Consider the following 22278-nt stretch of genomic DNA (forward strand, 5'->3'; position numbering starts at 1 on the left):
GTCGCGAAGTGGCGGTCTGTTCCGGCTGAATCCGGCCCCTTCCGGCCAATTCGCCAGCGATTCTGATCCTCATCTGACCCCAGCGTTGTGCGTGATGGCCCGACGAAGCACACTTCTCGGAATGGTTGTTTTGCGTTGCAGTACACGTGACCGGCGTCGGCGTGCATTGCCGTGCATAACGAATACTGCATCTGGCGCAAAAATAGACTGATATGGCGAATATTTTGGTCACTCGCTTGGGTCGTGACCTGTCGACAGCGCGCCTGAATCCGATAAGTTCGCAATTGGTCCATACCGAAAGAACCAGTTCACTAAACTGGTCCAGACCGGACAGAGGAGTGAGGAATGAGCAAGCGCGTTGCCGTCATCGGCGCGGGTCCATCGGGTTTGGCGCAGCTGCGGGCGTTCCAGTCGGCAGCGCAGAAGGGTGCGGAAATCCCCGAAGTCGTCTGCTTCGAGAAGCAGTCCAATTGGGGGGGGCTGTGGAACTATACCTGGCGCACCGGCGTCGATGAGAATGGCGAGCCTGTCCATTGCTCCATGTACCGCTACCTGTGGACCAACGGCCCCAAGGAGGGTCTGGAATTCGCCGACTACTCCTTCGAGGAGCACTTCGGCAAGCAGATCGCGTCCTATCCTCCGCGCGAAGTGATGGTGGACTATATTGAAGGCCGCGTGCTGAAGGCAGGCGTGCGCGACTGGATCCGCTTCTCCTCCGTGGTGCGCTGGATCGAGTATGATGCGGAGGCCAACGACTTCACCGTGACCGTCCACGACATGGTCAAGGATCATGTCTACAAGGAGCGCTTCGACTATGTCGTGTGCGCCTCCGGCCATTTCTCCTCGCCGAATGTTCCCGAATATCCGGGCTTCGAGCAATTCAACGGCCGCATCGTCCACGCCCATGACTTCCGCGATGCGCGCGAATTCGCCGACAAGGACGTTCTTCTGCTTGGATCTTCCTACTCGGCCGAGGATATCGGCTCGCAGTGCTGGAAGTATGGCGCCAAGTCCATCACCACGGCGTATCGCAGCGCGCCCATGGGCTTCTCTTGGCCGGAGAACTGGGAGGAAAAGCCTTCTCTGGTGAAAGTGGAAGGCAAGACCGCTTATTTCAAGGACGGCACCACCAAGGACATCGACGCGATCGTTCTGTGCACCGGCTACAAGCACTACTTCCCGTTCCTGCCGGACGAACTGCGCCTGAAGACCGCGAACCGTCTCGCCACCGCCGATCTCTATAAGGGCGTGGTTTTCGTCCACAATCCCAAGATGTTCTATCTTGGCATGCAGGACCAGTGGTTCACCTTCAACATGTTCGACGCCCAGGCCTGGTACGTGCGCGACATCATTCTCGGTCGCATCGCGGTGCCGACTGAAAAGGATGTGCTGGTGGCCGACGTCAACGAGCGCGTCGCCCGCGAGGATGCCTCCGACGATGTCAAGTATGCGATCAAGTATCAGGGCGCTTATGTGAAGGAGCTGATCGCCGACACCGACTATCCCAGCTTCGATGTGGATGGCGCGTGCGAGGCGTTCTTCGAGTGGAAGAAGCACAAGGTGGAGAACATCATGGGCTTCCGCGACAACTCCTATAAGTCTGTGATCACCGGCACCATGGCGCCGAAGCATCATACCCCCTGGAAGGACGCCCTGGACGATTCCATGGCCACCTATCTCCAGAACTGATCCGTTCTCGCGTTAAGCGTTCCACCCGTCCCACCGCTAGAAGCAGGACGGGTGGAGCGCGACAAGGCCGCCCCTACTCCGGCCGCCGCCGGATGCGGGCGGCTTTTGCGTTTTATGTGTTTAGTCCCAGCATGTCATGGTTCAGCTGGCGAACGAAGAGTTCGGGCTTCTGCGTAGCGATCTGCCGGATGGCCTCGAAGGGTGTTTTGAATCGCAATGCCTTGATACCAAAGGCCCATGAGCGTGACTCATGGGCCTTTGGTCAAGCCCGCGCGGCGCTTGAGCGGACCCACTTGGCACCGGTCGAAGACCGGGGCTGATGGTATGAGTTGCTTGGCGTAGTTAGAGCCCGATTCAGAAGTTCCTTCGTTTTGGCAGTGTTTTGCGATAGGGCGGGTGAGCATGCGTATGCTTGCGATGTGGGCGAAGGCTGTGGCGCTTTCGATGGATTTCTCCCAGTCCTTTGCGAGGCGGCGGCAGCGTCCGAGCCATGCGAATGTCCGCTCCACCACCCAGCGCCGCGGCAGGACGACGAAGCCCTTGGCCTTGTCGGAGCGCTTGACGATCTCGATGGTCCAAGGACCGTGACCGCGCATGGCGTCCTTGAGCTTGTCGCCGGTGTAACCGCCGTCGGCGAAGACGTTCGACGAAGACGTGGCGCAGCCATGGATGGCGGAACCGGACGGCCCTGAGCAGCTCGGGAGCGCCGTCGCGATCCTGAATATCGGCCCGGTGGACCAGCAAGAAGATCAGCAAGCCGAGCGTGTCGGTGATGATGTGGCGCTTGCGCCCTTTGATCTTCTTGCCTGCGTCATACCCGCAAATCCCGCCGCTTTCGGTGGTCTTGACGCTCTGGCTGTCGATGATGCCGGCGGTCGGCTGGGCCTGTTTGCCGGCGATCTCGCGCGCCGCCATCACCAGAAGCGGGTTGATCGTCGCCAGAAGGCCGCTGTCGCACCAGGCGTGGAAATAGCCGCGCACGGTCGAGACCGGCGGAAACTCGCCCGGCAGCACGCGCCATGGGCAGCCGCTCGACGCGATGAACAAGAGCGCTTCCATGACATCGCGCATCGCCGTCGTGCGCGGCCGCCCGCCGGGCCGGGGCCCGGGGATCAGCGGCGCGATCACAGCCCATTCGCGATCGGTCAGATCACTTGGAAAACGCAGGCCGTCACGGTTATGCTCGGCGCGAGCGATATCAGTCCAGGCCATCGGAAACCCCTTTTGATTCAGCACCAAACGGGAATCACAACCTGCTGATATCGCTCAACTCCTTTTAAATCCGGCTCTCAAGCGTGAGCTGTTCCAGCAGGATGATCTCGGTGCGATGGCCCTGCTCTCTCCGCATCTGGGGCGGGCGGTGGCCGTCACGACCTCGCTGGTCGAGGCCCGGGAGCTGACAGCCGACTTGGCAGAGGCGCTGCAGCGGGTCGATCTGGGTCTTGTGTTGCTCGACCGGCATGGCGAAGTGCGCCATGTCAATCTCATGGCCGAACAGCTTCTCGGCGACGGGCTCGTTGTCGCAAACTCGCGGATCCACGCATCTTCCCGACGCGACGATGCACGTCTTCAGAGCGCCATACGCAACGTTTTGCCGGGCCACTCACTGCCGCCATCTGCCGTGTGGTGCTGCGCAGGCCGAGCGGCAAGGCGCCTATCCATGTTGAACTGGCGCCAGTGCGGCCGCGGTCCGAGGTCATGGAAACCATCTCATTCGGCGGTGGTGGGGCCATGCTGCTCGTCAGGAGCCTCGAACCGAAGCTCAAGGATGTCGAGCGGCATCTGCGTGCCCTCGGGCTTTCACCGGCAGAGGCGCGCCTCGCCGAGGCGGTGGGCCAAGGTGCCACCTTGCGTGACTATGCGGACGCGCGGGGCTTTTCCTCCGAAACGGCGCGCACGCACATGCGCACAATCTTCGCGAAGCTCGGGATCGGGCGTCAGGCGGAGCTCGTTGCCATGCTCACGCGCCTGGCATCAAGCGTAGGACCACAAAAGCGATGAGCATTATTCAGCGAGACCTCGACAAGTTCGCCTGACACTTCGGGCATGCCGCAGGGTCATCGAAGCGGACCGAAAGCCATAATCCCAAGCTCTATTGCACGCTCGGCTGCTTGATCAATGTAAGGATATTCCTCACATTGATGGCAATCCGAAGGTGGTGCCACCATGATCGTCAGCAAGCTCACGTCCAAGGCCCAGACGACAATTCCTCAGGCCGTGCGCGCAGCCCTGCACCTCAAGGAGGGCGACGAGATCGCCTATAGCATCGAGGACGGCCGGGTGGTGCTGACCAAGGCCGCGCCGAAGGGCGACGACCCCTTCGCCACCTTCAACGAATGGGATAGCGACGCGGACCGGAAGGCCTATGCCGACCTTTGAGAAGGGCGCGATCGTCCGCGTCCCATTTCCTTACACGGATCGCTCCACCCGCCAACACCGCCCCGCGCTGATCGTTTCTCCTGGCGCTGTGGACGAGGCGGCCGAGTTGCTCTGGGTCGTGATGATCACCAGCGCCGAGAACCGGCCCTGGCCGGGCGATGTCCCGCTCGGCGCCGGGTACCGCGAAAGTGGTCTTCCGGCTCCCTCCGTCATCCGCCCGTGCAAGATCGCCACGATCAGGGCGCGGTTGGCGGAACCTATAGGGGCGGTGTCGCCGGCCGTGCTGCGGAAGGTAGATGCGGAGGTTCGTGCATTGCTGGGGTTTGGATGAGCCGAGCGCGCGAGGTCCGCAGCGCCCGCTCGAAATGAGGCGTCGGCCCGGGAACCTTGACTGCATCGCGTGCAGCATAGCTCCTTAGCAACGTGAACAACGAAGCGAATTGGGTCGATCACCGCATCACCCAAAATGGGAGGATTCGTGGCTGAGGCCTACGCACATTCCGTCCCCGGCGCGCCCGTTGGCCAGTGGGAAACATTGCGCGCTCACCATGATGCAGTGGGGACACTCGCTGCAGAGTTTGGCGCGTGTCTCGGTTGGGCGGAAGTCGCCCGCCTCGCGGGGCGCCTCCACGACATCGGCAAGCTGTCGCCGGAGTTCCAGGCCTATATCGCCGGGGAGCGCTCATCCGGCGGCGACCATTCCTCCGCCGGCGCCCGCATCGCGTTGGATCGCTACGGGCCGACATTCGGCACCGCGCTCGCAGCCATCATCGCAGCCCACCACGCCGGCTTAGCCGACGGAAACGATCTGGCCCGGCGCATGGCAGGCGCGGCGATGCTGATCCCCGCAGGCTGGCAGGCCCAAACCGGCCCGCTGCCGGACATGGCAGCGCTCAAGCCCAGCAGGCCGCTGCCCTCGGGCGGGCCGAAAGGCTTCGCCCTGAGCTTCCTCATACGGATGCTGTTTTCCTGCCTCGTGGATGCCGATTTCATTGCCACAGAGGCCTTCTACGCGCGGCAGGCGGGCACGGACGCCGCGCGTGGCAGGCACATGGACCTCGCCACACTGCGCACGCGGCTTTCCGCATTCATGGCCGCCCTCGGCGCCGATGCTCCCGAAAGCCCGCTCAACGCGTTGCGCGCCGAGATCCTGCACCATGCGCTGGACAAGGCGGCCCTCCCGCCCGGACTGTTCAGCCTCACCGTACCCACCGGCGGCGGCAAGACCCTAACCTCGCTGGCCTTCGCGCTCGACCATGCGGTGCGGCACCAGCTGCGGCGGATCATCTACGTCATTCCATACACATCCATCATAGAGCAGACGGCGCAGGTGTTCCGCGATGCGCTGGGCGCCTCCAACGACATCCTGGAGCACCACGCGAGCTTCGACTGGGAGGCGGCGCGGGGGACACGCGCGGCGGACGACGAGGCCCCCGATGCCGTCTCAAAACTCCAGCGCGCGGCGGAGAACTGGGACGTGCCCATCGTCGTCACCACGGCGGTGCAGTTCTTCGAGAGCCTGTTCGCCAGCCGTACCTCGCGCTGCCGCAAGCTGCACAACATCGCCGAAAGCGTGGTGGTGCTGGATGAAGTACAAACCCTGCCGCTGCCCCTGCTGCTGCCGAGCCTTGCCGCCATCGAGCAACTGGCGCTTAACTATCGCGCCAGCGTCGTGCTCTGTACCGCCACCCAACCGGCTCTGCGCCGCGTCGACGGCGCGCTACGCGATGCCTCCGGCGTATCCATGGGCCTCGACCTACCGCCGGAGCGCGAGTTGGCGCCCGACCCCGCCGGCCTCTATGGCAAGCTCAGGCGCGTGGCGGTGGAGCGGCTGGCGGAGCCCATCGCCGACGACACGATCGCCGCCCGCTTCGCCGAAGCCCCGCAGATGCTGTGCATCGTCAACACCCGCCGCCATGCGCGGGCGCTGTTCGATGCCATCGGCGACCTGCCCGGCGCGGTGCATCTCTCCACCCAGATGTGCGCCCGCCATCGCCGGCTCGTCCTCTCGCAACTCAGGGAGAGGTTAAAGGCCGGCGGGCCGGTGCGGCTGGTGGCGACCTCCCTCGTCGAGGCGGGGGTGGACATCGATTTTCCCGAAGTCTGGCGTGCCGCCACAGGCCTTGACGCTATCGCGCAGGCCGCAGGGCGGGCCAATCGAGAGGGTAGGCTGAAGGATGCGGACGGGCGGCCCCGGCTCGGCCGCGTGGTGGTGTTCGAGCCAGCGGAGGGGCATCTCCAGCACGACATCCGGCTGCGTTGGCAGGCTACTCACAAGGTGCTGGCAAGCAACGCCGACCCGCTGGGCCTCCATGCTGTGCAAGACTATTTCGCCGAGCTTTATTGGCGCAAGGGCGATGCCACGAAGGTGTTCGATGCGGCCGTGGTGGGCGCCTATCCCGGCATCCTGCCCGCGATCGCCGAAACTGCGCGCGACCTCGCCTTTCCCTTCCGCTCCATCGCCGAGGCGTTCCGCATGATCGACGAGGGCGCGATGGAGCCGGTGGTGGTGCCGTGGCAGACCGACCCGGATGATGAGGACGCCAAGACCCTGCTCACCCGCATCGCCGCCATGGAGCGCCCCGCCGCCGCCGACCTGCGGCGCCTGCAGCAATATGTGGTGCCCATCCCGAAAGCCGCGCGCGACGAATGGCTGGCGCGCGGCGCGCTGGTGCCGGTGCATCAGGGGCTGGGCACGGCCATCCTGAGCTTCCCCGACCTCTCCCACTACCGGCCGCAGACCGGGATCGACCTCGCGGATCTCGGGCAGAGGGATGCGGGGATGAACGTGATGTAGGGGTTGGATAGAATGTTATGTTCATTGCAGTGCGACGTGATCGTCGCACTCAGATTATTTTAATTTGACATCGCGAGTTTTGCGGCATCTCCTTCGCGCTGTAGGAGGTTCCAATGCGTCGCAACCACATCACGATCGTCGTCCGACCCGATGGCTCCATCGAAATCAAGGTTGAGCCCATATAGTCGCGGCTCTCACATTGGCGCCGCGTGGATTGAAACATTGCTGTGCGTTGTGATGTCAGAGGGCCCCCGGATCTCGGTCCGGGGGCAATCCGCTTGATTGCATCTACTTTACAATATCGCATAGGTTGATCGCAGGGGGGCGATTCTCATGTCGTACGGGGTCCGGCTCCATGTCTGGGGTGAACGTGCCTGCTTCACCCGTCCGGAGATGAAGGTCGAGCGCGTATCTTATGACGTGATGACCCCCTCCGCCGCGCGCGGCATCCTGGAGGCGATCCACTGGAAGCCGGCGATCCGCTGGGTGGTGGATGCCATCCACGTGCTGCGGCCCATCCGCTTCCAGTCCTTCCGGCGCAACGAGGTGGGAGCAAAGGCCAGCGCCGCCACCGCCGGCACCGCCATGCGGGCGGGCTCGACGGCGGGGCTCGGCATCGTGGTGGAGGACAACCGGCAGCAGCGCGCCACCTTGTTCCTGACGGATGTGGCCTATGTCATCGAGGCCCATTTCGAGCTGACCGGCAAGGCCGGGCCGGACGACACCGAGGCCAAGCACCTGAGCATGTTCAACCGCCGCGCGGCGGCGGGGCAATGCTTCCACCGCCCCTGCCTCGGCACCCGCGAATGCGTGGCCGATTTCGCCCTCATCGAACCCGGCACGCCGCTGCCGCACAGCACCCTGCCCGCCGACCAGCGCGAGCGCGACCTCGGCTGGATGCTCCACGACATCGACTTCGCCAACGGCAACACCTCCCGCTTCTTCCACGCGCGCCTCACCGGCGGCGTGCTGGACGTGCGCCGCTGCCTCGCCGAAGGCACGGTGTCATGACCATCCTTCAGGCGCTGGACCGCTATTACGACCGGATGGCGGAACGGGGGGAGGCGGAGGCGCCGGGCTTCTCGCGGGAAAAGATTGGCTTCGCCATCGAGATCGCGCCCGATGGCACGCCGACGGCGATCATCGATCTGCGCGCGACGAGCGGCAAGAAGCTGGTGCCGCAGTTGCTCTCCGTGCCGGCCGCGGTGAAACGCACCGCCGGCATCCTGCCCAACCTGCTGTGGGACAAGAGCGCCTATGTGCTCGGCCGCACGGCGGGCGACGGCAAGCGCACGGCGCAGGAGCACGAGGCCTTCAAGTCCACCCACCTCGCCCTTCTGGCCACCACCGGGGATGCCGGGCTCCTCGCCCTGCGCCGGTTCCTCGAAAGTTGGACGCGGGAGCGCTTCGATGCCCCCCCGTTCTCCGCCGACATGCTGGACGCCAACATCGTCTTTCGCCTCGCGGGGGAAAGCGGGTTCATCCATCAGCGCGCCGCCGCGCGAGCCTTGCTCACGACACGGACGGCAAACGATGGTAATACGGTGCCGTGCCTTGTTTCCGGCCGGCCGGGCCTCCCCCAGCGGCTGCACCCCACCATCAAGGGCGTGAACGGCGCCCAGTCCTCCGGGGCGGCGCTGGTGTCGTTCAATCTCGATGCCTTCACCTCCTACGGAAAGGAACAGGGGGAGAATGCCCCGACCTCGCAAGAGGCCGCCTTCCGCTATGGCGCAGCCCTGAACGGCATGCTGGAACGCGACAGCCGCAACCGGCTCACCCGTGGCATCGGCGACGCCACCGTTGTGTTCTGGGCCGACACCTCCGAGACGGTGGACGAGCAAGGCGCGCAGGCGGCGGAGGATTGGTTCGCCGCCGCCTTTGAACCGCCGCCGGACGATGCCGACGCGGCCAAGAAGGTGCGTGAGGGGCTGGAGCAGGTGCTGGCCGGGCGCCCGGTGGCGGCGCTCGACCCGCGCCTTTCCCCCGGCACCCGCTTCCACGTGCTCGGCCTGGCGCCCAATGCGGCGCGGCTTTCCGTGCGCTACTGGCTGACGGACGATTTCGGCACCTTCGTCGAACGCCTCGCTGCGCATTATCGCGATCTCTCCATCCTGCCCCGCCCGTGGGGCGAGCGGCCGCCCTCCGTCTCCTGGCTGCTGCTGAAGACCACGGCCATGCAGGAGAAATATGAGAACATCCCGCCCCAGCTCGCCGGCGAGGTCACCCGCGCCGTGCTGGAGGGCACGCGCTACCCGCGCGCGCTGCTCGCCGCCACCCTCATGCGCCTGCGCGCCGGGGACGACCCCGCCACCGGCTGGCACGCGGCCGTCATCAAGGCCGTCCTGTGCCGGGATGCGCGGGCAAGGCGGCTCGACACGGATGCAACGCAAAGCCCCGAACGCGCCAAGGAGGAGATCCCCGTGAGTCTCGTAAGGGACAATCCCGACCCGGCCTATCAGCTCGGCCGCCTGTTCGCCGCCTATGAGACGGCGCAGCGCATGGCGCTGGGCAAGGTCAACGCCACCATCCGCGACCGCTATTTCGGCGCGGCTTCGGCGACGCCCGCCAGCGTCTTCCCCATCCTCATGCGTGGGGTGCAGAACCACCTCGGCAAGCTGCGCAAGGGCGGCAAGGGCGGCTGGCTGGAACGCGAGATCGAGGAGATCACCGACCGGCTGAAACCGGCCCTGCCACGTTCCCTGCCGCTCGAGGCCCAGGGGCGCTTCGTGCTCGGCTACTACCACCAGCGCAAGGGCCAGTTCGCCGATCGCACCGCCGCGGCGGAGATCGAAAGCGCGGATGCGGAGGAACCCGACAATGACGAGTGAAACCACGGGCCTCGCGCGCCGGCACGAGTTCGTCCTCTTCTTCGACGTGGTCAACGGCAATCCGAACGGCGATCCCGACGCCGGCAACATGCCGCGCCTCGACCCCGAGACCAATCTCGGCCTCGTCTCCGACGTGGCGCTGAAGCGCAAGATCCGCAACTACGTGGCCCTCGCCCGGCCCGAGGCGCCGGGCCACGAGATCTACATGCGCGACGGCGCCACGCTGAACAACGAACACAAGCGCGCCTGGACGGCAGTGATGCCCGAGGTGACGAAGGCCGACGAGCTGAAGAAGAGACCGAAGGACGACGCCAAGGCCCGCGAGCTGACCCGCTGGATGTGCGCCAATTTCTGGGACATCCGCACCTTCGGCGCGGTCATGACAACCGGCGTCAATGCAGGCCAGGTGCGCGGCCCCGTGCAGATCGGTTTCGCCCGCTCCGTGGAACCCGTCCTGCCGCTGGAAATCTCCATCACCCGCCTTGCCGCCACCACCGAGGCCGACGCCGACGCCAAGGGCGGGCGCACCATGGGCCGCAAGCACATCGTGCCCTACGGCCTCTACCGCGCCCACGGCTTCATCTCCGCCCCGCTCGCCTCCCACCCCACCAAGGGCACGGGCTTCTCGGACGCCGACCTCGACCTCCTGTTCGAGGCGCTCTCCAACATGTTCGAGCACGACCGCTCCGCCGCGCGGGGGGAGATGGCGACGCGCAAGCTCATCGTCTTCCGCCACGCCACGGCGCTGGGCAATGCGCAGGCCAGCGCCCTGTTCGACCGGGTGAAGACCTGGCGCCTGTTCAAGGGCGAGAAACACGTGCCCGGCGCGGACGGCCTCGACAACGCCCCGCCCGCCCGCAGCTTCGAGGACTACGCCATCACCCTCGACCGGGCTGGCCTGCCGGAGGGCATCGAGATCATCGAGCGGTAGGAGATGCGCCATGCCCGCCTTCGTCATCGACCGCGAGACCGAGGAGGCGCTTATCCCATCTCGGCCCTGCAGCACGATCTGTTCTGCCCGCGCCAGTGCGCGCTCATTCATGTGGAGCAGCTCTGGGCCGAGGACGCCGCCACCGCCGAGGGCCGCCTTCTTCACGAGAAGGCGGACTCAGGTCGCCCGGAGAAGCGGCCGGGGGTGCGCGTCGCCCGCTCCGTGGCGCTGCGCTCGGTGGCGCTCGGTGTCACGGGCAAGGCGGACGTGGTGGAGTTTCACAGCGAGGGGTCGGGCGAGACCCGACCTTTCCCGTTGAATACAAACGTGGAAAGCCCAAGGCCCATCAGGCCGATGAAGTGCAGCTCTGCGCCCAGGCCCTCTGCCTGGAGGAAGCGTTCGGGGTCACGGTGCCCGAAGGCGCGCTGTTCTATGGTGAGACGCGCCGGCGACAGGCCGTCAGCTTCGACGACGGCCTCAAGGCGCTGACCGCCCGCACCGCCGCGGCCGCCCGGGCCATGATCGCGACAGGGACCACGCCAGCCCCGGTGCCGATGCCGGCCTGCCGCCGCTGCTCCCTCGAAGCCCTGTGCCAGCCGGGGCGGATGGAGAAGCCGCCGGCCATTGCGCGCTGGCTCGCCGAACAACTGAAGGCGTGAAGCACCATGCGGCGGATGCTCAACACCATCCATGTCACCAGCGAGGACGCCTGGCTGCGCAAGGACGGCGCGAACCTCGTCATCGAGGTGGAGGGCGCCGAGCGCGGTCGGGCGCCCCTGCACATGCTGGAGGGGCTGGTGAGCTTCGGCCGGCCCGGCGCCTCGCCGGCCCTGCTCGCCGCCTGCGCGGAAGCCGGAATCACGGTGTCCCATCTCGATCCCAACGGCCGCTTTCTCGCCCGCGTGGAGGGACGGCGCACCGGAAATGTTCTGCTGCGCCGAGCACAGTTCCGCGCCGCCGATGCGCCAGAGCGGGCCGTTCCCATCGTGCGCGGCATTGTCGCGGCGAAAGCAGCAAACCAGCGCACCGTCATCCGCCGCGCTCTACGCGATCACGGCGACGGCCTCGCCGCTGGAGGCCGTGAGGCGCTGGATGGGGCCGAGCGCCGGCTCACCGATATCGCCCGACGCACGCTGGTCGCAGCCGAAACGGCCCAGCTGCGCGGGCTGGAGGGCGAGGCCGCGCAGGTCTATTTCGACGTTTTCAACCACCTCCTGCGTCCTATCGATCCCGCCTTTGCTTTCGGCGGCCGCTCGCGCCGCCCGCCGCTCGACCGAGTGAACGCGCTCCTGTCCTTTCTTTATGCCATGTTGGGGCACGACTGCCGCTCCGCGCTGGAGGCCCACGGCCTCGATCCGCAGGTGGGCTTCCTCCACGCCGATCGGCCGGGGCGCGCCAGTCTCGCCCTCGACCTGATGGAGGAACTGCGCCCGGTGCTGGCCGACAGGCTCGTGCTGAGCCTCATCAACCGCCGGCAGATCGCACCGGGCGATTTTGTCCTTGAAGAGGCCGGCGGCGTGCGCCTCGCCGACGAGGCACGCAAGCGTGTCCTCGTGGCCTGGCAGGAGCGCAAGCGGGATGAGTTGACCCATCCCTTCCTCGGCGAGCCCCTTCCGCTGGGCCTCATCGCCCATGTACAGGCGCAATTGCTTGCCCGCCATCTGCGCGGCGACCTCGACGGCTATCCCGGCTTCATCTGGAAATAAGCGATGCTGATGCTCATCGCCTACGACGTTTCCACCGAGACCACCGCCGGCCGCCGCCGTCTGCGCCGCGTGGCGCGGGCCTGCCTCGACTATGGTCAGCGTGTGCAGAATTCCGTCTTCGAGTGCGAGGTCGATCCCTCCCAATGGGTGGCGCTGAAAGCACGCCTGATCGCAGAGATCGACCCGGCAGCCGACAGCTTGCGCTTCTACCGCCTGGGCGCGGACGGCCACCGTCGGGTGGAGCACGTGGGCGCCAAGCCCGTGCAGGACCTCGACGGCCCACTGGTGTTCTGAACCCGCGCGAACCTGAAGCGAACAGGGACAGGCCAGGAGGTTCGCGCAGTCTCATTTCCCTTGAAACGCAGGCACCGCGTCCGCCCATCCGCGCGGACTTGTCGCTACCATCATCGATGACAGCCTCCGGTTCGCGCGCCGCGCACGTTTTTCCTTTCCCCCTCAGACTGCTACAGATGCCGCCGTCGCCCCCCGCGTGGGGGCGTGGATCGAAACTTCGTCCAGGGGCTTTTGAAGGGCGACGTGAAGGGTCGCCCCCCGCGTGGGGGCGTGGATCGAAACATGTCCATCAACACCATCGCCCAGGCCATGTTCGTCGCCCCCCGCGTGGGGGCGTGGATCGAAACTGTTTGGAGGCCACATGCTCCGCGCAATCGATGGTCGCCCCCCGCGTGGGGGCGTGGATCGAAACCCCCTCGACCAGGTGCGCGCGGCGGTGTTCGGTGGTCGCCCCCCGCGTGGGGGCGTGGATCGAAACGATTTCACCGCCAGCCAGGAGACGGAAATCGTGGTGTCGCCCCCCGCGTGGGGGCGTGGATCGAAACCTGGACGACGACGGCGGCAACGTGCAGGTCGACGGTCGCCCCCCGCGTGGGGGCGTGGATCGAAACCAGGACCACGCCATCGGGGCGGACAACGACGGCGTGTCGCCCCCCGCGTGGGGGCGTGGATCGAAACCCTTCCCGAAATAGGGGCAGACGTTGACCTTGCTGTCGCCCCCCGCGTGGGGGCGTGGATCGAAACACTGATGCCCACGGTCCAATCCGTCGCCCAGACAAAGTCGCCCCCCGCGTGGGGGCGTGGATCGAAACTACTGGCTCCAAGGACTGATTGAGCGCGGCTATTGTCGCCCCCCGCGTGGGGGCGTGGATCGAAACTTCCCCTGCTTGGCAAGCAGCGCGGCCACGATAGCGTCGCCCCCCGCGTGGGGGCGTGGATCGAAACCGCAAGCGCGCCGGCCCCGAGGTCATGGCGGCCGTCGTCGCCCCCCGCGTGGGGGCGTGGATCGAAACAGGCATTCGCCGAGGGGGCGTGGGTCCTGCTCCGTCGCCCCCCGCGTGGGGGCGTGGATCGAAACTCTACAATCCAACGCAACGCCTGCACGGCGGTCGTCGCCCCCCGCGTGGGGGCGTGGATCGAAACACACCCAAGCTCCAGGAGAGCGACACCACCACGTCGTCGCCCCCCCGCGTGGGGGCGTGGATCGAAACCGAGGCCTGGTCGCCGCGCGCCTTGAGCCAGGCATGTCGCCCCCCGCGTGGGGGCGTGGATCGAAACGTGAAGTCGGACATCTACGCCGTCGTTGTCCGCCGTCGCCCCCCGCGTGGGGGCGTGGATCGAAACGGGTGATAGTCGATCACAGCGGTGAAGCTCGGCCTGTCGCCCCCCGCGTGGGGGCGTGGATCGAAACCACCTGGAGCTGCGCGATGCGCGGCGCTCCCACGGTCGCCCCCCGCGTGGGGGCGTGGATCGAAACAAACGCATGATGCAGGCGCATCTGCTGCTGCGTGGTCGCCCCCCGCGTGGGGGCGTGGATCGAAACTTGGCGCGGTTGCCAGCCGAGGCGTTCGTGGCGCGTCGCCCCCCGCGTGGGGGCGTGGATCGAAACCCTGTTACAGCGTTCAGAGCCACAGCGAGGGCGGTCGCCCCCCGCGTGGGGGCGTGGATCGAAACGGCCATCAGCCGGCGCACCTGGCGCGCCGCCCAAGTCGCCCCCCCGCGTGGGGGCGTGGATCGAAACTTGGGTGCGCCGCGCCCCCGACATGTCCGGATTTTGCGTGACAAAAAGGCCGAAACGCCCGGGGCGGCCGACTCTGTGGTGAAGGCGCTCCGCCGCCTCTTTCAATTCGCAGTGGAGGAGGAACTCGTCGACACGAATCCCGCCACGCAGGTAAGCTATTTTGGTCCCGTTCGACCGGAAGGCATTCCAGCCTGGAGCAGGAAAGACGTCGAAAAGTTCGAAGCCGCACACCCGTCGGGCTCGATGGCCCGCTTGGCGCTATTGCTTTTCATTGAGTTCGGTCAACGAATTTCGGACATCCACCGGCTGGGTCCGTCCAGTGTTGAAAACGGAAAAATCACATTTACTCAGTGGAAAAATCGGAGACGCAAACCGGTCACACTTACCCTGCCGATCAGCGATGGGGTGGCCGAGGTCCTGCGGAGGCTCCCACCGGAGCAAGAGACATTTCTGGTAAACGAATGGGGTCGCCCATTCAGTTCGGCCGCCTCGTTTGGAAATCGTTCTCGCGACTGGTGCAAGATCGCTGGCCTGTCGGGCTTGTCCGCTCATGGGGTGCGGAAGTACTTTTCCTCCACTCTCGCGAATGCGGAGGCAAGGACCCGCGAGATCATCTCTTTCACCGGTCACCGAACCTCGAAAGAAGTCGATCTTTACACCCAGTCTTCGGACTAAGAGCAGCTCGCGGAATCGGCGGAGCGAAAGCTGTCCGCGCTCAAACGTGTCCCACTTCGGTCGGCAACAGCCGAGAGTGAGACCAAAATCAACCCTAAGTCTTTGTCGGAAAAGGCTTCTGAAGAAGCGATGGTGCCCAGGGACGGAGTCGAACCGCCGACACTGCGATTTTCAGTCGCATGCTCTACCAACTGAGCTACCTGGGCGCCGCCGCCGGTGCGCCGCAGCGCCCTAGCGAGGTGGCTGTCTATACGGGTCCCCCCTCGTGCTGTCCAGTGCCTCCAGCGGCGATGCGCGTCTCTCCTGTGGAAAAGCCACCCATCGCCGGCAGCGCCCGTCCTGCCCTATGGCCTGGCCTCATCCGCCCACGCCCGGCGCCGTCCGGCCCCGCCTCCAGGCCCCGCCTCCAGGCCCCGCCTCCAGACCCCGCCTCCAGACCCCGGCGCAGGTTCCGGCGCAGGTTCCGGCGCCGTTTCGGCGGCCGTGGGCGGCCATTCCCGGCCGGCCTCCTGATTTCGGGATGTTTTCTTGTGCGGAAACTGGCAATGTGCCGGGCGAGGTCGGATGCTCCGGCCTCCGCAGATGCGAGGAAAAACAGGTGGCCGAACGCAAGGCGCACGGGACTCAGGACGTGATCGAGCCCTCCGAACTCAGCACCGGATCGGGCGCGCCCGCTGCCGCCGCCGCCACCCTCGAGCAGGCGCTCGGCGTCCAGGTGCGCTCCATCCGGCGCGAGCTGGACCTGACCGTGTCCGATCTGGCCGGCGCCGCCGGCATCTCGGTGGGCATGCTCTCGAAGATCGAGAATGGGCAGATCTCGCCGTCGCTCGCGACCTTGCAGGCCATCTCCAAGGCCCTCAACGTGCCCATCACCACCCTGTTCTCCGCTTTCGAGGAGCGGCGCGACTGCTCGTTCGTGCGGGCGAATCAAGGCGTCACCATCGAGCGGCGCGGCACCAAGGTCGGCCACCAATACGAGCTGCTGGGCCACGGCCTCGGCGGCGACATCGTGGTGGAGCCCTATCTCATCACCCTGTCGCAGGAAGCGGTTCCCTACACCGGCTTCCGCCATGCCGGCGTCGAGTTCATCTACATGCTGTCCGGCGAGGTGCTCTACCGCCATGCCGACCGCACCTACCACCTGCGCGCCGGCGACGCGCTGATGTTCGATTCCGGCGCCTCCCACGGGCCCGAGGAACTGATCGCCACGCCCATGAGCTATCTGTCCATCATCGTCTATGGCCGGGACCGCCACTGAGACCACCGGCCGCCTCCCCGGGCGACGCTCCAGCGCGCAGCCCTTTGCTCCAGCGGCGTTTTCTTTCTAGGAAACTTTTATTCTTTGATGTTGACGTGATCCAGCCGGCGGCGTACCACTGACCTCAAGGTCGCATCAGCGGCCCGGGAATGGAGCCAGTGACAGCGCCATGTGCGGCATCGTCGGTATATTTTTGAAGGATCCCGCCCTCGAGGGAGAGCTCGGGTCCATGCTCGCGTCCATGCTCACCGTGATGACGGACCGCGGACCGGACAGCGCCGGCTTCGCGGTCTACGGGTCCGGCGCGAAGGACAAGGTGAAGCTCTCGCTCCGGGCGGCCAAAGGCTACGATTTCTCCGGCCTCGCCGCCGGCCTTTCGATCCCGGCCGACGGCCTGCCCCCGCTGCTGGTGCGCTCCACCCACGCCGTCATTGAGATTCCCGCCGCCCGTGAGGCGGACGTGCGCGCCTTCCTCGCCGCCCGCCATCCCGACGTGGCGGTGGTGGGCACCGGCGCCCGCATGGAAATCTTCAAGGAAGTGGGCCTGCCCGCCACCGTCGCCGACACCTTCGGCCTCGCGAAGATGAGCGGCACCCACGGCATCGGCCACACCCGCATGGCCACCGAGAGCGCGGTGACCACCGCCGGCGCCCATCCGTTCTCCACCGGCGCCGACCAGTGCCTGGTGCACAACGGCTCGCTGTCGAACCACAACCAGCTCCGCCGCGCGCTGAAGCGCGAGGGCATCACCTTCGAGACCGAGAACGACAGCGAGGTCGCCGCCGGCTACCTCACCTGGCGGCTCAAGCAGGGCGCCACCCTGGGCCAGGCGCTGGAAGCCGGCCTTAAGGATCTCGACGGTTTCTACACCTTCGTGGTGGGCACCGAGAACGGCTTCGGGGTGCTGCGCGATCCGGTCGCCTGCAAGCCCGCCGTGATGGCCGAAACCGATCAGTATGTCGCCTTCGGCTCCGAATACCGTGCCCTCGTGGACCTGCCCGGCATCGAGAAGGCCCGGGTGTTCGAGCCGGAACCCGCCACCGTCTACTTCTGGGAGCGCGCCCAGTGAACGCCTTCTCCCCCGATATCACCTTCGATCTCGCCACCTCTCCCCTGCGCGATCTCAATGCCGCCCTGCACCAGGCCAGCGGCGACAGCAACGCCCGCCGCTGGCGGGTGCTGAACCCGGAAGGCCGCCACGCGGTGGCGGTGGGCATCGATGCTCCCCTCACCGTCGAGATCGACGGCAACGTGGGCTATTACTGCGCCGGCATGAACCAGAATGCCTCGGTCATCATTCACGGCAACGCCGGCCAGGGTGTCGCCGAGAACATGATGAGCGGCTTCGTGCGGGTGTGCGGCGATGCCAGCCAGTCGGCCGGGGCCACCGCCCATGGCGGCCTGCTGGTGATCGACGGCAACGCCTCCGCCCGCTGCGGCATCTCCATGAAGGGCGTGGACATCGTGGTGAAGGGCTCGGTCGGCCACATGAGCGCGTTCATGGGCCAGTCCGGTGCGCTGATCGTGTTCGGCGATGCCGGCGAGGCGCTCGGCGACAGCCTCTACGAGGCCAAGCTGTTCGTGCGCGGCACCGTCAAGTCGCTGGGTGCCGACTGCGTCGAAAAGGAGCTGCGCGACGCGCACAAGGCGTTGCTCGCACAGAAGCTCGAGGCCGCCGGCATCGCGCCGGGCTCGGTCGATCTGTCGGAGTTCAAGCGCTACGGCTCGGCGCGCAATCTCTACAACTTCCACGTCGACAACGCCGACGCCTACTGAGGGGGGACACCCATGACCGCGCACGACGCCACAGGCCCGGCCCACGCCCTGCCCCAGACCCTGCCGCGCTATTCCGCCACCTTCGATCCCCACACCCTGTCGGAGATCCGGCGGGCGGCGGCCACCGGCATCTATGACATCCGCGGCGGCGGCACCAAGCGCAAGCTGCCCCATTTCGACGACCTGCTGTTCCTCGGCGCCTCGGTCTCGCGCTATCCGCTGGAAGGCTACCGCGAGAAGTGCGGCACCGAGGTCGTCCTGGGCACCCGCTTCGCCAAGAAGCCGATCCGCCTCAAGACCCCGGTGACCATCGCCGGCATGAGCTTCGGCGCGCTCTCGGCGCAGGCCAAGGAAGCGCTCGGCCGCGGCGCCTCCATCGTCGGCACCTCCACCACCACCGGCGACGGCGGCATGACGCCGGAGGAGCGCGGCCAGTCGCAGACGCTGGTCTACCAGTACCTGCCGTCGCGCTACGGCATGAACCCGGTGGACCTGCGCAAGGCGGACGCCATCGAGGTGGTGATCGGCCAGGGCGCCAAGCCCGGCGGCGGCGGCATGCTGCTCGGCCAGAAGATTTCCGACCGCGTGGCGCAGATGCGCAACCTGCCCAAGGGCATCGACCAGCGCTCGGCCTGCCGCCACCCGGACTGGACCGGCCCGGACGACCTGGAGATCAAGATCCAGGAACTGCGCGAGATCACCGATTGGGAAAAGCCGATCTATGTGAAGGTCGGCGCCTCCCGCCCCTACTATGACATCTCCCTCGCCGTGAAGGCGGGCGCGGACGTGGTGGTGCTGGACGGCATGCAGGGCGGCACCGCCGCCACCCAGGAGGTGTTCATCGAGCAGGTGGGCATCCCGATCCTGGCCGCCATCCGCCCCGCGGTGCAGGCGCTGCAGGATCTCGGCATGCACCGCAAGGTGCAGCTCATCGTCTCCGGCGGCATCCGCACCGGGGCGGATGTGGCCAAGGCGCTGGCGCTTGGCGCCGACGCGGTGGCTATCGGCACCGCCGCTTTGGTGGCGCTGGGCGACAACGACCCCCATTGGGAGGCCGAATATACCGCCCTTGGCACCACCGCCGGCGCCTATGACGACTGGCACGAGGGCCGCGACCCCGCCGGCATCACCACCCAGGACCCCGAGCTGGCGGCCCGGCTCGATCCGGTGAAGGCCGGACGGCGGCTTGCCAACTACCTCTCGGTTCTGACCCTGGAGGCGCAGACCATCGCCCGCGCCTGCGGCAAGAGCCACGTGCACAATCTGGAGCCCGAGGACCTCGTGGCCCTCACCGTGGAGGCCGCCGCCATGGCCGGCGTGCCGCTCGCCGGCACCGAGTGGATTCCCGGCCGCACCACCGGCTACTGAGCCCGCATTCCGCCCCGGACCCCTATGGGCCCGGGGCGCGACATCCGATCACCGGTGCCGGGGGGCACTCCGCCCGGCGGGCTTCGTTCAGGCCTGGTCCCGCGAGGATCGCCGCTTGTGCATCGGCGCCGAGGTGGTGGCACACCGATGCTCGCGCCCAAGTTCCGGCGGCCGGAGTTCCGGCGGCCGAGGTTGATCGACATGAGTTGACGTTTCGTTCCCGATGCGCGCGCGTCTCGCCTTGAGCCTTGCGCCTGGGGGCCGTCGCAAATCCAAATAAAACGACCTTTCCCGAGGACCGAACATGACACGCATCGCCGACATCGCCCGCGAGGCGGAAGGGCATTCCTCGGTCGCCACCGAAGTGGCCTCCGACCTCACCAAGGCCGCCAAGGAGCGCGGCATCAAGTATTTCCTCATCTCCTACGTGGACCTGTTCGGCGGCCTGCGGGCCAAGCTGGTGCCTGCGTCCGCCATCGCCGAGATGCAGCGCAACGGCGCGGGATTCGCCGGTTTCGCCACCTGGCTCGACATGTCGCCCGCCGACCCGGACCTGTTCGCGGTGCCCGATCCCTCGAGCCTGATCCAGCTGCCGTGGAAGGAAGAGATCGGCTGGCTCGCCTCCGACCTGGTGATGGGCGGCAAGGAAGTGCCCCAGGCCCCGCGCACGGTGCTGAAGAAGCAGATCGCGGACGCCGCCGACCTTGGATACGCCATCAAGACCGGCGTCGAGTGCGAGTATTTCCTCATCTCCGCCGACGGCAAGTCCATCTCCGACGACGCCGACACCGCTGACAAGCCCTGCTACGACCAGTCCGCCCTGATGCGCCGCTATGATGTCATCAAGGACATCTGCGATGCCATGCTGAAGCTGGGCTGGGGCGCCTACCAGAACGACCACGAGGATGCCAACGGCCAGTTCGAGATGAACTGGAACTATGACCATGCGCTGCTGACCGCCGACCGCCATGTGTTCTTCAAATACATGGTGAAGTCCATCGCGGAACAGCATGGCCTGCGCGCCACCTTCATGCCCAAGCCCTTCATCAACCTCACCGGCTCGGGTTGCCACGCCCATGTCTCGCTGTGGAACAAGGGCAAGAACGCCTTTTCCGATCCCAAGGGCGAGCTCGGCATGTCGAAGCTGGCCTATCACTTCATCGGCGGCCTCATCCACAATGCCGACGCGCTGTGCGCCATCACCAATCCCACGGTGAATTCCTACAAGCGCATCAACGCGCCGCGCACCATCTCGGGCGCCACCTGGGCGCCCAACACGGTGACCTACACCGGCAACAACCGCACCCACATGATCCGCATTCCCGATGCCGGCCGGCTGGAGTTCCGCCTCGCCGACGGCGCCGCCAACCCCTACCTGCTGCAGGCGGGCTTGGCGGCGGCGGGCCTCGACGGCATCGTCAACGAGCGCGACCCCGGCAAGCGCCTCGACATCAACATGTACACGGACGGCCACAAGGTGAAGGGCGCCAAGAAGCTGCCCCTCAACATGCTGGACGCCCTGCGCGCCCTGGAGAAGTCGAAGATCCTCGGCGACCGGCTCGGGCCGGAGTTCGTGTCCGGCTTCCTGAAGCTCAAGAACCAGGAGTGGAACGACTTCTCGCGCCACCTCACCCAGTGGGAGCGCGACCGCACCCTCGACATCTGAGCGCTTCCGCGTCACAGTCACACCCTTCGCCGTCTTCAGGCGACCTCCGAGGGGCCTTGGCCATGTGCCAGGGCCCCTTTTTCATGCCCGTCCTCCGGCGGCGGCTCTCACCCCTCCACCCGCAACGCCCCGGCCAGCCACGGCATGGCGGCTTCGAGACCGGGCAGCACCTCGCCTGCCAGCCGCGCCCGGCAGAAATCGGCGATCTCCCGCGGCAGGCGTCCCAGTTCCTGGCGCCGGGCGATCAGCGTCAGCCGGCGCTGGATCGCCGGGCCGGGCAACGGCACGCAGCACACCCGGCCGAGATCCACCGCCGCCTCGTGCACGCACAGCGGCGTCGTCACCGCGAATCCCTCGCCCGCGGCGACCGTGGCGGTGACGCCCTGCGGGGTGTCGAATTCCAGCCGGCGCGGCAGGTCCAGCTTGAGCCGGCGCAGGTGCCGTTCCACCTCGATGCCGGTTTTCGAGCGGGCGGAGAAGCGCACCAGCGGCAAGGCCATCTGCCGCAGGTCCTCGACCCGCGCCGGCGCGGAACGGCCCGCCGGCAACAGCAGCACATAGGGTTCGCTCACCAACGCGAACCGCTCCAGGCCCTCCACGTCCTCCAGCTCGTCGAGGCCCACCAGAAGGTCCATTTGCCGCGACAGCAGCGCGCTGGCATGGGCCGCGGTGAGGCCGGAGAGGATGGACACCTCCTCCGCCAGGGTGGCGAGCCGCCCGCCGAGCGGCGCCGCCAGCGCCCGCGAGAGGGAATCCACCAGCCCCGCCCGCAGCAGCGGAAAGCGCCCGTGCTCGGTGTCGCGCAGGGCGGGCGCGATCTGCCGTGCCTCGGAGAGCAGCGCGCTCGCCTTCTGCCGCAGCACGCCGCCGGCGGCGGTGAGCCCGAGCGGGCGGACCGAACGGTCGAACAGGCCAAGGCCCATGCGCGCCTCCAGGTCCGCCACCGCCTGCGACACCGCCGGCTGAGTGAGGCCGAGCCGCCGCGCCGCCCCTGCCATGGCGCCGGCCTCGCACACCGCCAGGAAGATTTCGAGCGCCCGCAGATCGAAGGGAAGGGTCTCCCGCGCCGCCATGCTCCGCCTCCGCCACCGGTCCGCGCCTACTATAAGGATCATTTATATGATCCGTTCATTCGAGACGAGCTATAGAGTTATCGAACGGGTGATCCTG

The 22278-nt window shown here is 66.9% G+C and carries 19 protein-coding genes, 1 tRNA gene, 1 pseudogene and 1 CRISPR repeat array; of the genes and pseudogenes, 17 read left to right on the forward strand and 4 right to left on the reverse strand.

Annotation, left to right across the window (positions count from 1 at the left end):
* The first annotated feature begins 345 nt into the window (after window positions 1-345).
* A complete protein-coding gene (locus V5F53_RS06970) occupies window positions 346-1689 on the forward strand; it encodes a trimethylamine monooxygenase (RefSeq protein WP_393996680.1) in 1344 nt (447 codons plus the stop codon).
* Window positions 1690-1937: 248 nt separating this feature from the next.
* On the opposite strand, the pseudogene V5F53_RS06975 reads toward V5F53_RS06970, so the two are convergent.
* A pseudogene (locus tag V5F53_RS06975) lies at window positions 1938-2901 on the reverse strand (IS5 family transposase).
* Between the two features lie 64 nt (window positions 2902-2965).
* Entirely contained in the window at window positions 2966-3229 is a 264-nt protein-coding gene (locus V5F53_RS06980) for a hypothetical protein (protein ID WP_509212982.1), read from the reverse strand.
* A 158-nt stretch (window positions 3230-3387) separates the two neighbouring features.
* Between V5F53_RS06980 and V5F53_RS06985 the strand changes: the two genes are divergently transcribed.
* The 11 genes from V5F53_RS06985 (at window position 3388) to V5F53_RS07035 (ending at window position 15040) form a co-directional block, all read left to right on the forward strand.
* On the forward strand, window positions 3388-3690 hold the full coding sequence (locus V5F53_RS06985) for a helix-turn-helix transcriptional regulator (RefSeq protein WP_393996678.1): 303 nt from the start codon (window positions 3388-3390) through the stop codon (window positions 3688-3690).
* A gap of 165 nt (window positions 3691-3855) precedes the next feature.
* Window positions 3856-4068 (forward strand): AbrB/MazE/SpoVT family DNA-binding domain-containing protein, encoded by a 213-nt coding sequence (locus V5F53_RS06990; protein ID WP_393996677.1) that lies wholly within the window; start codon window positions 3856-3858, stop codon window positions 4066-4068.
* A complete protein-coding gene (locus V5F53_RS06995; RefSeq protein ID WP_393996676.1) occupies window positions 4055-4399 on the forward strand; it encodes a type II toxin-antitoxin system PemK/MazF family toxin in 345 nt (114 codons plus the stop codon). Before V5F53_RS06990 ends, V5F53_RS06995 begins: the two co-directional genes overlap by 14 nt.
* A 225-nt stretch (window positions 4400-4624) precedes the next feature.
* A complete protein-coding gene (locus V5F53_RS07000) occupies window positions 4625-6865 on the forward strand; it encodes a CRISPR-associated endonuclease Cas3'' (protein WP_509212983.1) in 2241 nt (746 codons plus the stop codon).
* A 333-nt stretch (window positions 6866-7198) separates the two neighbouring features.
* Entirely contained in the window at window positions 7199-7876 is a 678-nt protein-coding gene (cas5c, locus tag V5F53_RS07005; RefSeq protein ID WP_393996674.1) for a type I-C CRISPR-associated protein Cas5c, read from the forward strand.
* Entirely contained in the window at window positions 7873-9693 is a 1821-nt protein-coding gene (gene cas8c, locus V5F53_RS07010; RefSeq protein WP_393996673.1) for a type I-C CRISPR-associated protein Cas8c/Csd1, read from the forward strand. Before cas5c ends, cas8c begins: the two co-directional genes overlap by 4 nt.
* On the forward strand, window positions 9683-10624 hold the full coding sequence (gene cas7c, locus V5F53_RS07015; protein WP_393996672.1) for a type I-C CRISPR-associated protein Cas7/Csd2: 942 nt from the start codon (window positions 9683-9685) through the stop codon (window positions 10622-10624). Before cas8c ends, cas7c begins: the two co-directional genes overlap by 11 nt.
* Window positions 10625-10983: 359 nt before the next feature.
* Window positions 10984-11283, forward strand: coding sequence for a CRISPR-associated protein Cas4 (locus V5F53_RS07020; RefSeq protein WP_393996671.1), 300 nt, complete (start codon window positions 10984-10986; stop codon window positions 11281-11283).
* 6 nt (window positions 11284-11289) lie between these two features.
* Entirely contained in the window at window positions 11290-12330 is a 1041-nt protein-coding gene (gene cas1c / locus V5F53_RS07025) for a type I-C CRISPR-associated endonuclease Cas1c (RefSeq protein WP_393996670.1), read from the forward strand.
* A gap of 3 nt (window positions 12331-12333) precedes the next feature.
* The gene (cas2, locus tag V5F53_RS07030; protein ID WP_393996669.1) at window positions 12334-12624 is read left to right on the forward strand and encodes a CRISPR-associated endonuclease Cas2; all 291 of its coding nucleotides are present in this window, start codon (window positions 12334-12336) and stop codon (window positions 12622-12624) included.
* A 184-nt stretch (window positions 12625-12808) separates the two neighbouring features.
* Window positions 12809-14365: a CRISPR direct-repeat array (repeat unit 32 nt; unit sequence GTCGCCCCCCGCGTGGGGGCGTGGATCGAAAC).
* Window positions 14366-15040: a tyrosine-type recombinase/integrase gene (locus tag V5F53_RS07035; protein WP_393996668.1), complete on the forward strand. Its 675-nt coding sequence runs from the start codon at window positions 14366-14368 to the stop codon at window positions 15038-15040. It abuts the feature before it with no gap.
* 130 nt (window positions 15041-15170) lie between these two features.
* On the opposite strand, the gene V5F53_RS07040 is transcribed toward V5F53_RS07035, so the two are convergent.
* Window positions 15171-15246 (reverse strand) — tRNA-Phe (locus tag V5F53_RS07040).
* Between the two features lie 392 nt (window positions 15247-15638).
* On the opposite strand from V5F53_RS07040, the gene V5F53_RS07045 reads away from it, so the two are divergent.
* From V5F53_RS07045 to glnT, 5 genes are all read left to right on the forward strand, one after another.
* Complete coding sequence (locus tag V5F53_RS07045; RefSeq protein WP_393996667.1) at window positions 15639-16298, forward strand: helix-turn-helix domain-containing protein; 660 nt, start codon at window positions 15639-15641, stop codon at window positions 16296-16298.
* 169 nt (window positions 16299-16467) lie between these two features.
* Entirely contained in the window at window positions 16468-17367 is a 900-nt protein-coding gene (locus tag V5F53_RS07050) for a class II glutamine amidotransferase (RefSeq protein ID WP_393996666.1), read from the forward strand.
* Entirely contained in the window at window positions 17364-18074 is a 711-nt protein-coding gene (locus tag V5F53_RS07055) for a protein glxC (RefSeq protein WP_393996665.1), read from the forward strand. Before V5F53_RS07050 ends, V5F53_RS07055 begins: the two co-directional genes overlap by 4 nt.
* 12 nt (window positions 18075-18086) lie before the next feature.
* Complete coding sequence (locus V5F53_RS07060) at window positions 18087-19442, forward strand: FMN-binding glutamate synthase family protein (RefSeq protein ID WP_393996664.1); 1356 nt, start codon at window positions 18087-18089, stop codon at window positions 19440-19442.
* A gap of 364 nt (window positions 19443-19806) precedes the next feature.
* Window positions 19807-21108 (forward strand): type III glutamate--ammonia ligase, encoded by a 1302-nt coding sequence (gene glnT / locus V5F53_RS07065; RefSeq protein ID WP_393996810.1) that lies wholly within the window; start codon window positions 19807-19809, stop codon window positions 21106-21108.
* Window positions 21109-21215: 107 nt separating this feature from the next.
* On the opposite strand, the gene V5F53_RS07070 is transcribed toward glnT, so the two are convergent.
* Entirely contained in the window at window positions 21216-22181 is a 966-nt protein-coding gene (locus V5F53_RS07070) for a LysR family transcriptional regulator (protein ID WP_393996663.1), read from the reverse strand.
* Window positions 22182-22278: the final 97 nt, after the last annotated feature.

It is taken from the genome of Xanthobacter cornucopiae (genome assembly GCF_043195065.2).
Taxonomy (GTDB): Bacteria; Pseudomonadota; Alphaproteobacteria; order Rhizobiales; family Xanthobacteraceae; genus Xanthobacter.

Excerpts from the sequence above, each read along its gene's own strand:
- V5F53_RS06970 (WP_393996680.1), top strand. The coding sequence starts at position 346 with ATGAGCAAGCGCGTTGCCGTCATCGGCGCGGGTCCATCGGGTTTGGCG.
- cas5c (WP_393996674.1), top strand. The coding sequence starts at position 7,199 with ATGTCGTACGGGGTCCGGCTCCATGTCTGGGGTGAACGTGCCTGCTTC.
- V5F53_RS07070 (WP_393996663.1), bottom strand. The coding sequence starts at position 22,181 with ATGGCGGCGCGGGAGACCCTTCCCTTCGATCTGCGGGCGCTCGAAATC.
- cas8c (WP_393996673.1), top strand. The coding sequence starts at position 7,873 with ATGACCATCCTTCAGGCGCTGGACCGCTATTACGACCGGATGGCGGAA.
- V5F53_RS06990 (WP_393996677.1), top strand. The coding sequence starts at position 3,856 with ATGATCGTCAGCAAGCTCACGTCCAAGGCCCAGACGACAATTCCTCAG.
- cas7c (WP_393996672.1), top strand. The coding sequence starts at position 9,683 with ATGACGAGTGAAACCACGGGCCTCGCGCGCCGGCACGAGTTCGTCCTC.
- cas2 (WP_393996669.1), top strand. The coding sequence starts at position 12,334 with ATGCTGATGCTCATCGCCTACGACGTTTCCACCGAGACCACCGCCGGC.
- V5F53_RS06985 (WP_393996678.1), top strand. The coding sequence starts at position 3,388 with ATGGAAACCATCTCATTCGGCGGTGGTGGGGCCATGCTGCTCGTCAGG.
- V5F53_RS06995 (WP_393996676.1), top strand. The coding sequence starts at position 4,055 with ATGCCGACCTTTGAGAAGGGCGCGATCGTCCGCGTCCCATTTCCTTAC.
- V5F53_RS07060 (WP_393996664.1), top strand. The coding sequence starts at position 18,087 with ATGACCGCGCACGACGCCACAGGCCCGGCCCACGCCCTGCCCCAGACC.
- cas1c (WP_393996670.1), top strand. The coding sequence starts at position 11,290 with ATGCGGCGGATGCTCAACACCATCCATGTCACCAGCGAGGACGCCTGG.
- V5F53_RS07050 (WP_393996666.1), top strand. The coding sequence starts at position 16,468 with ATGTGCGGCATCGTCGGTATATTTTTGAAGGATCCCGCCCTCGAGGGA.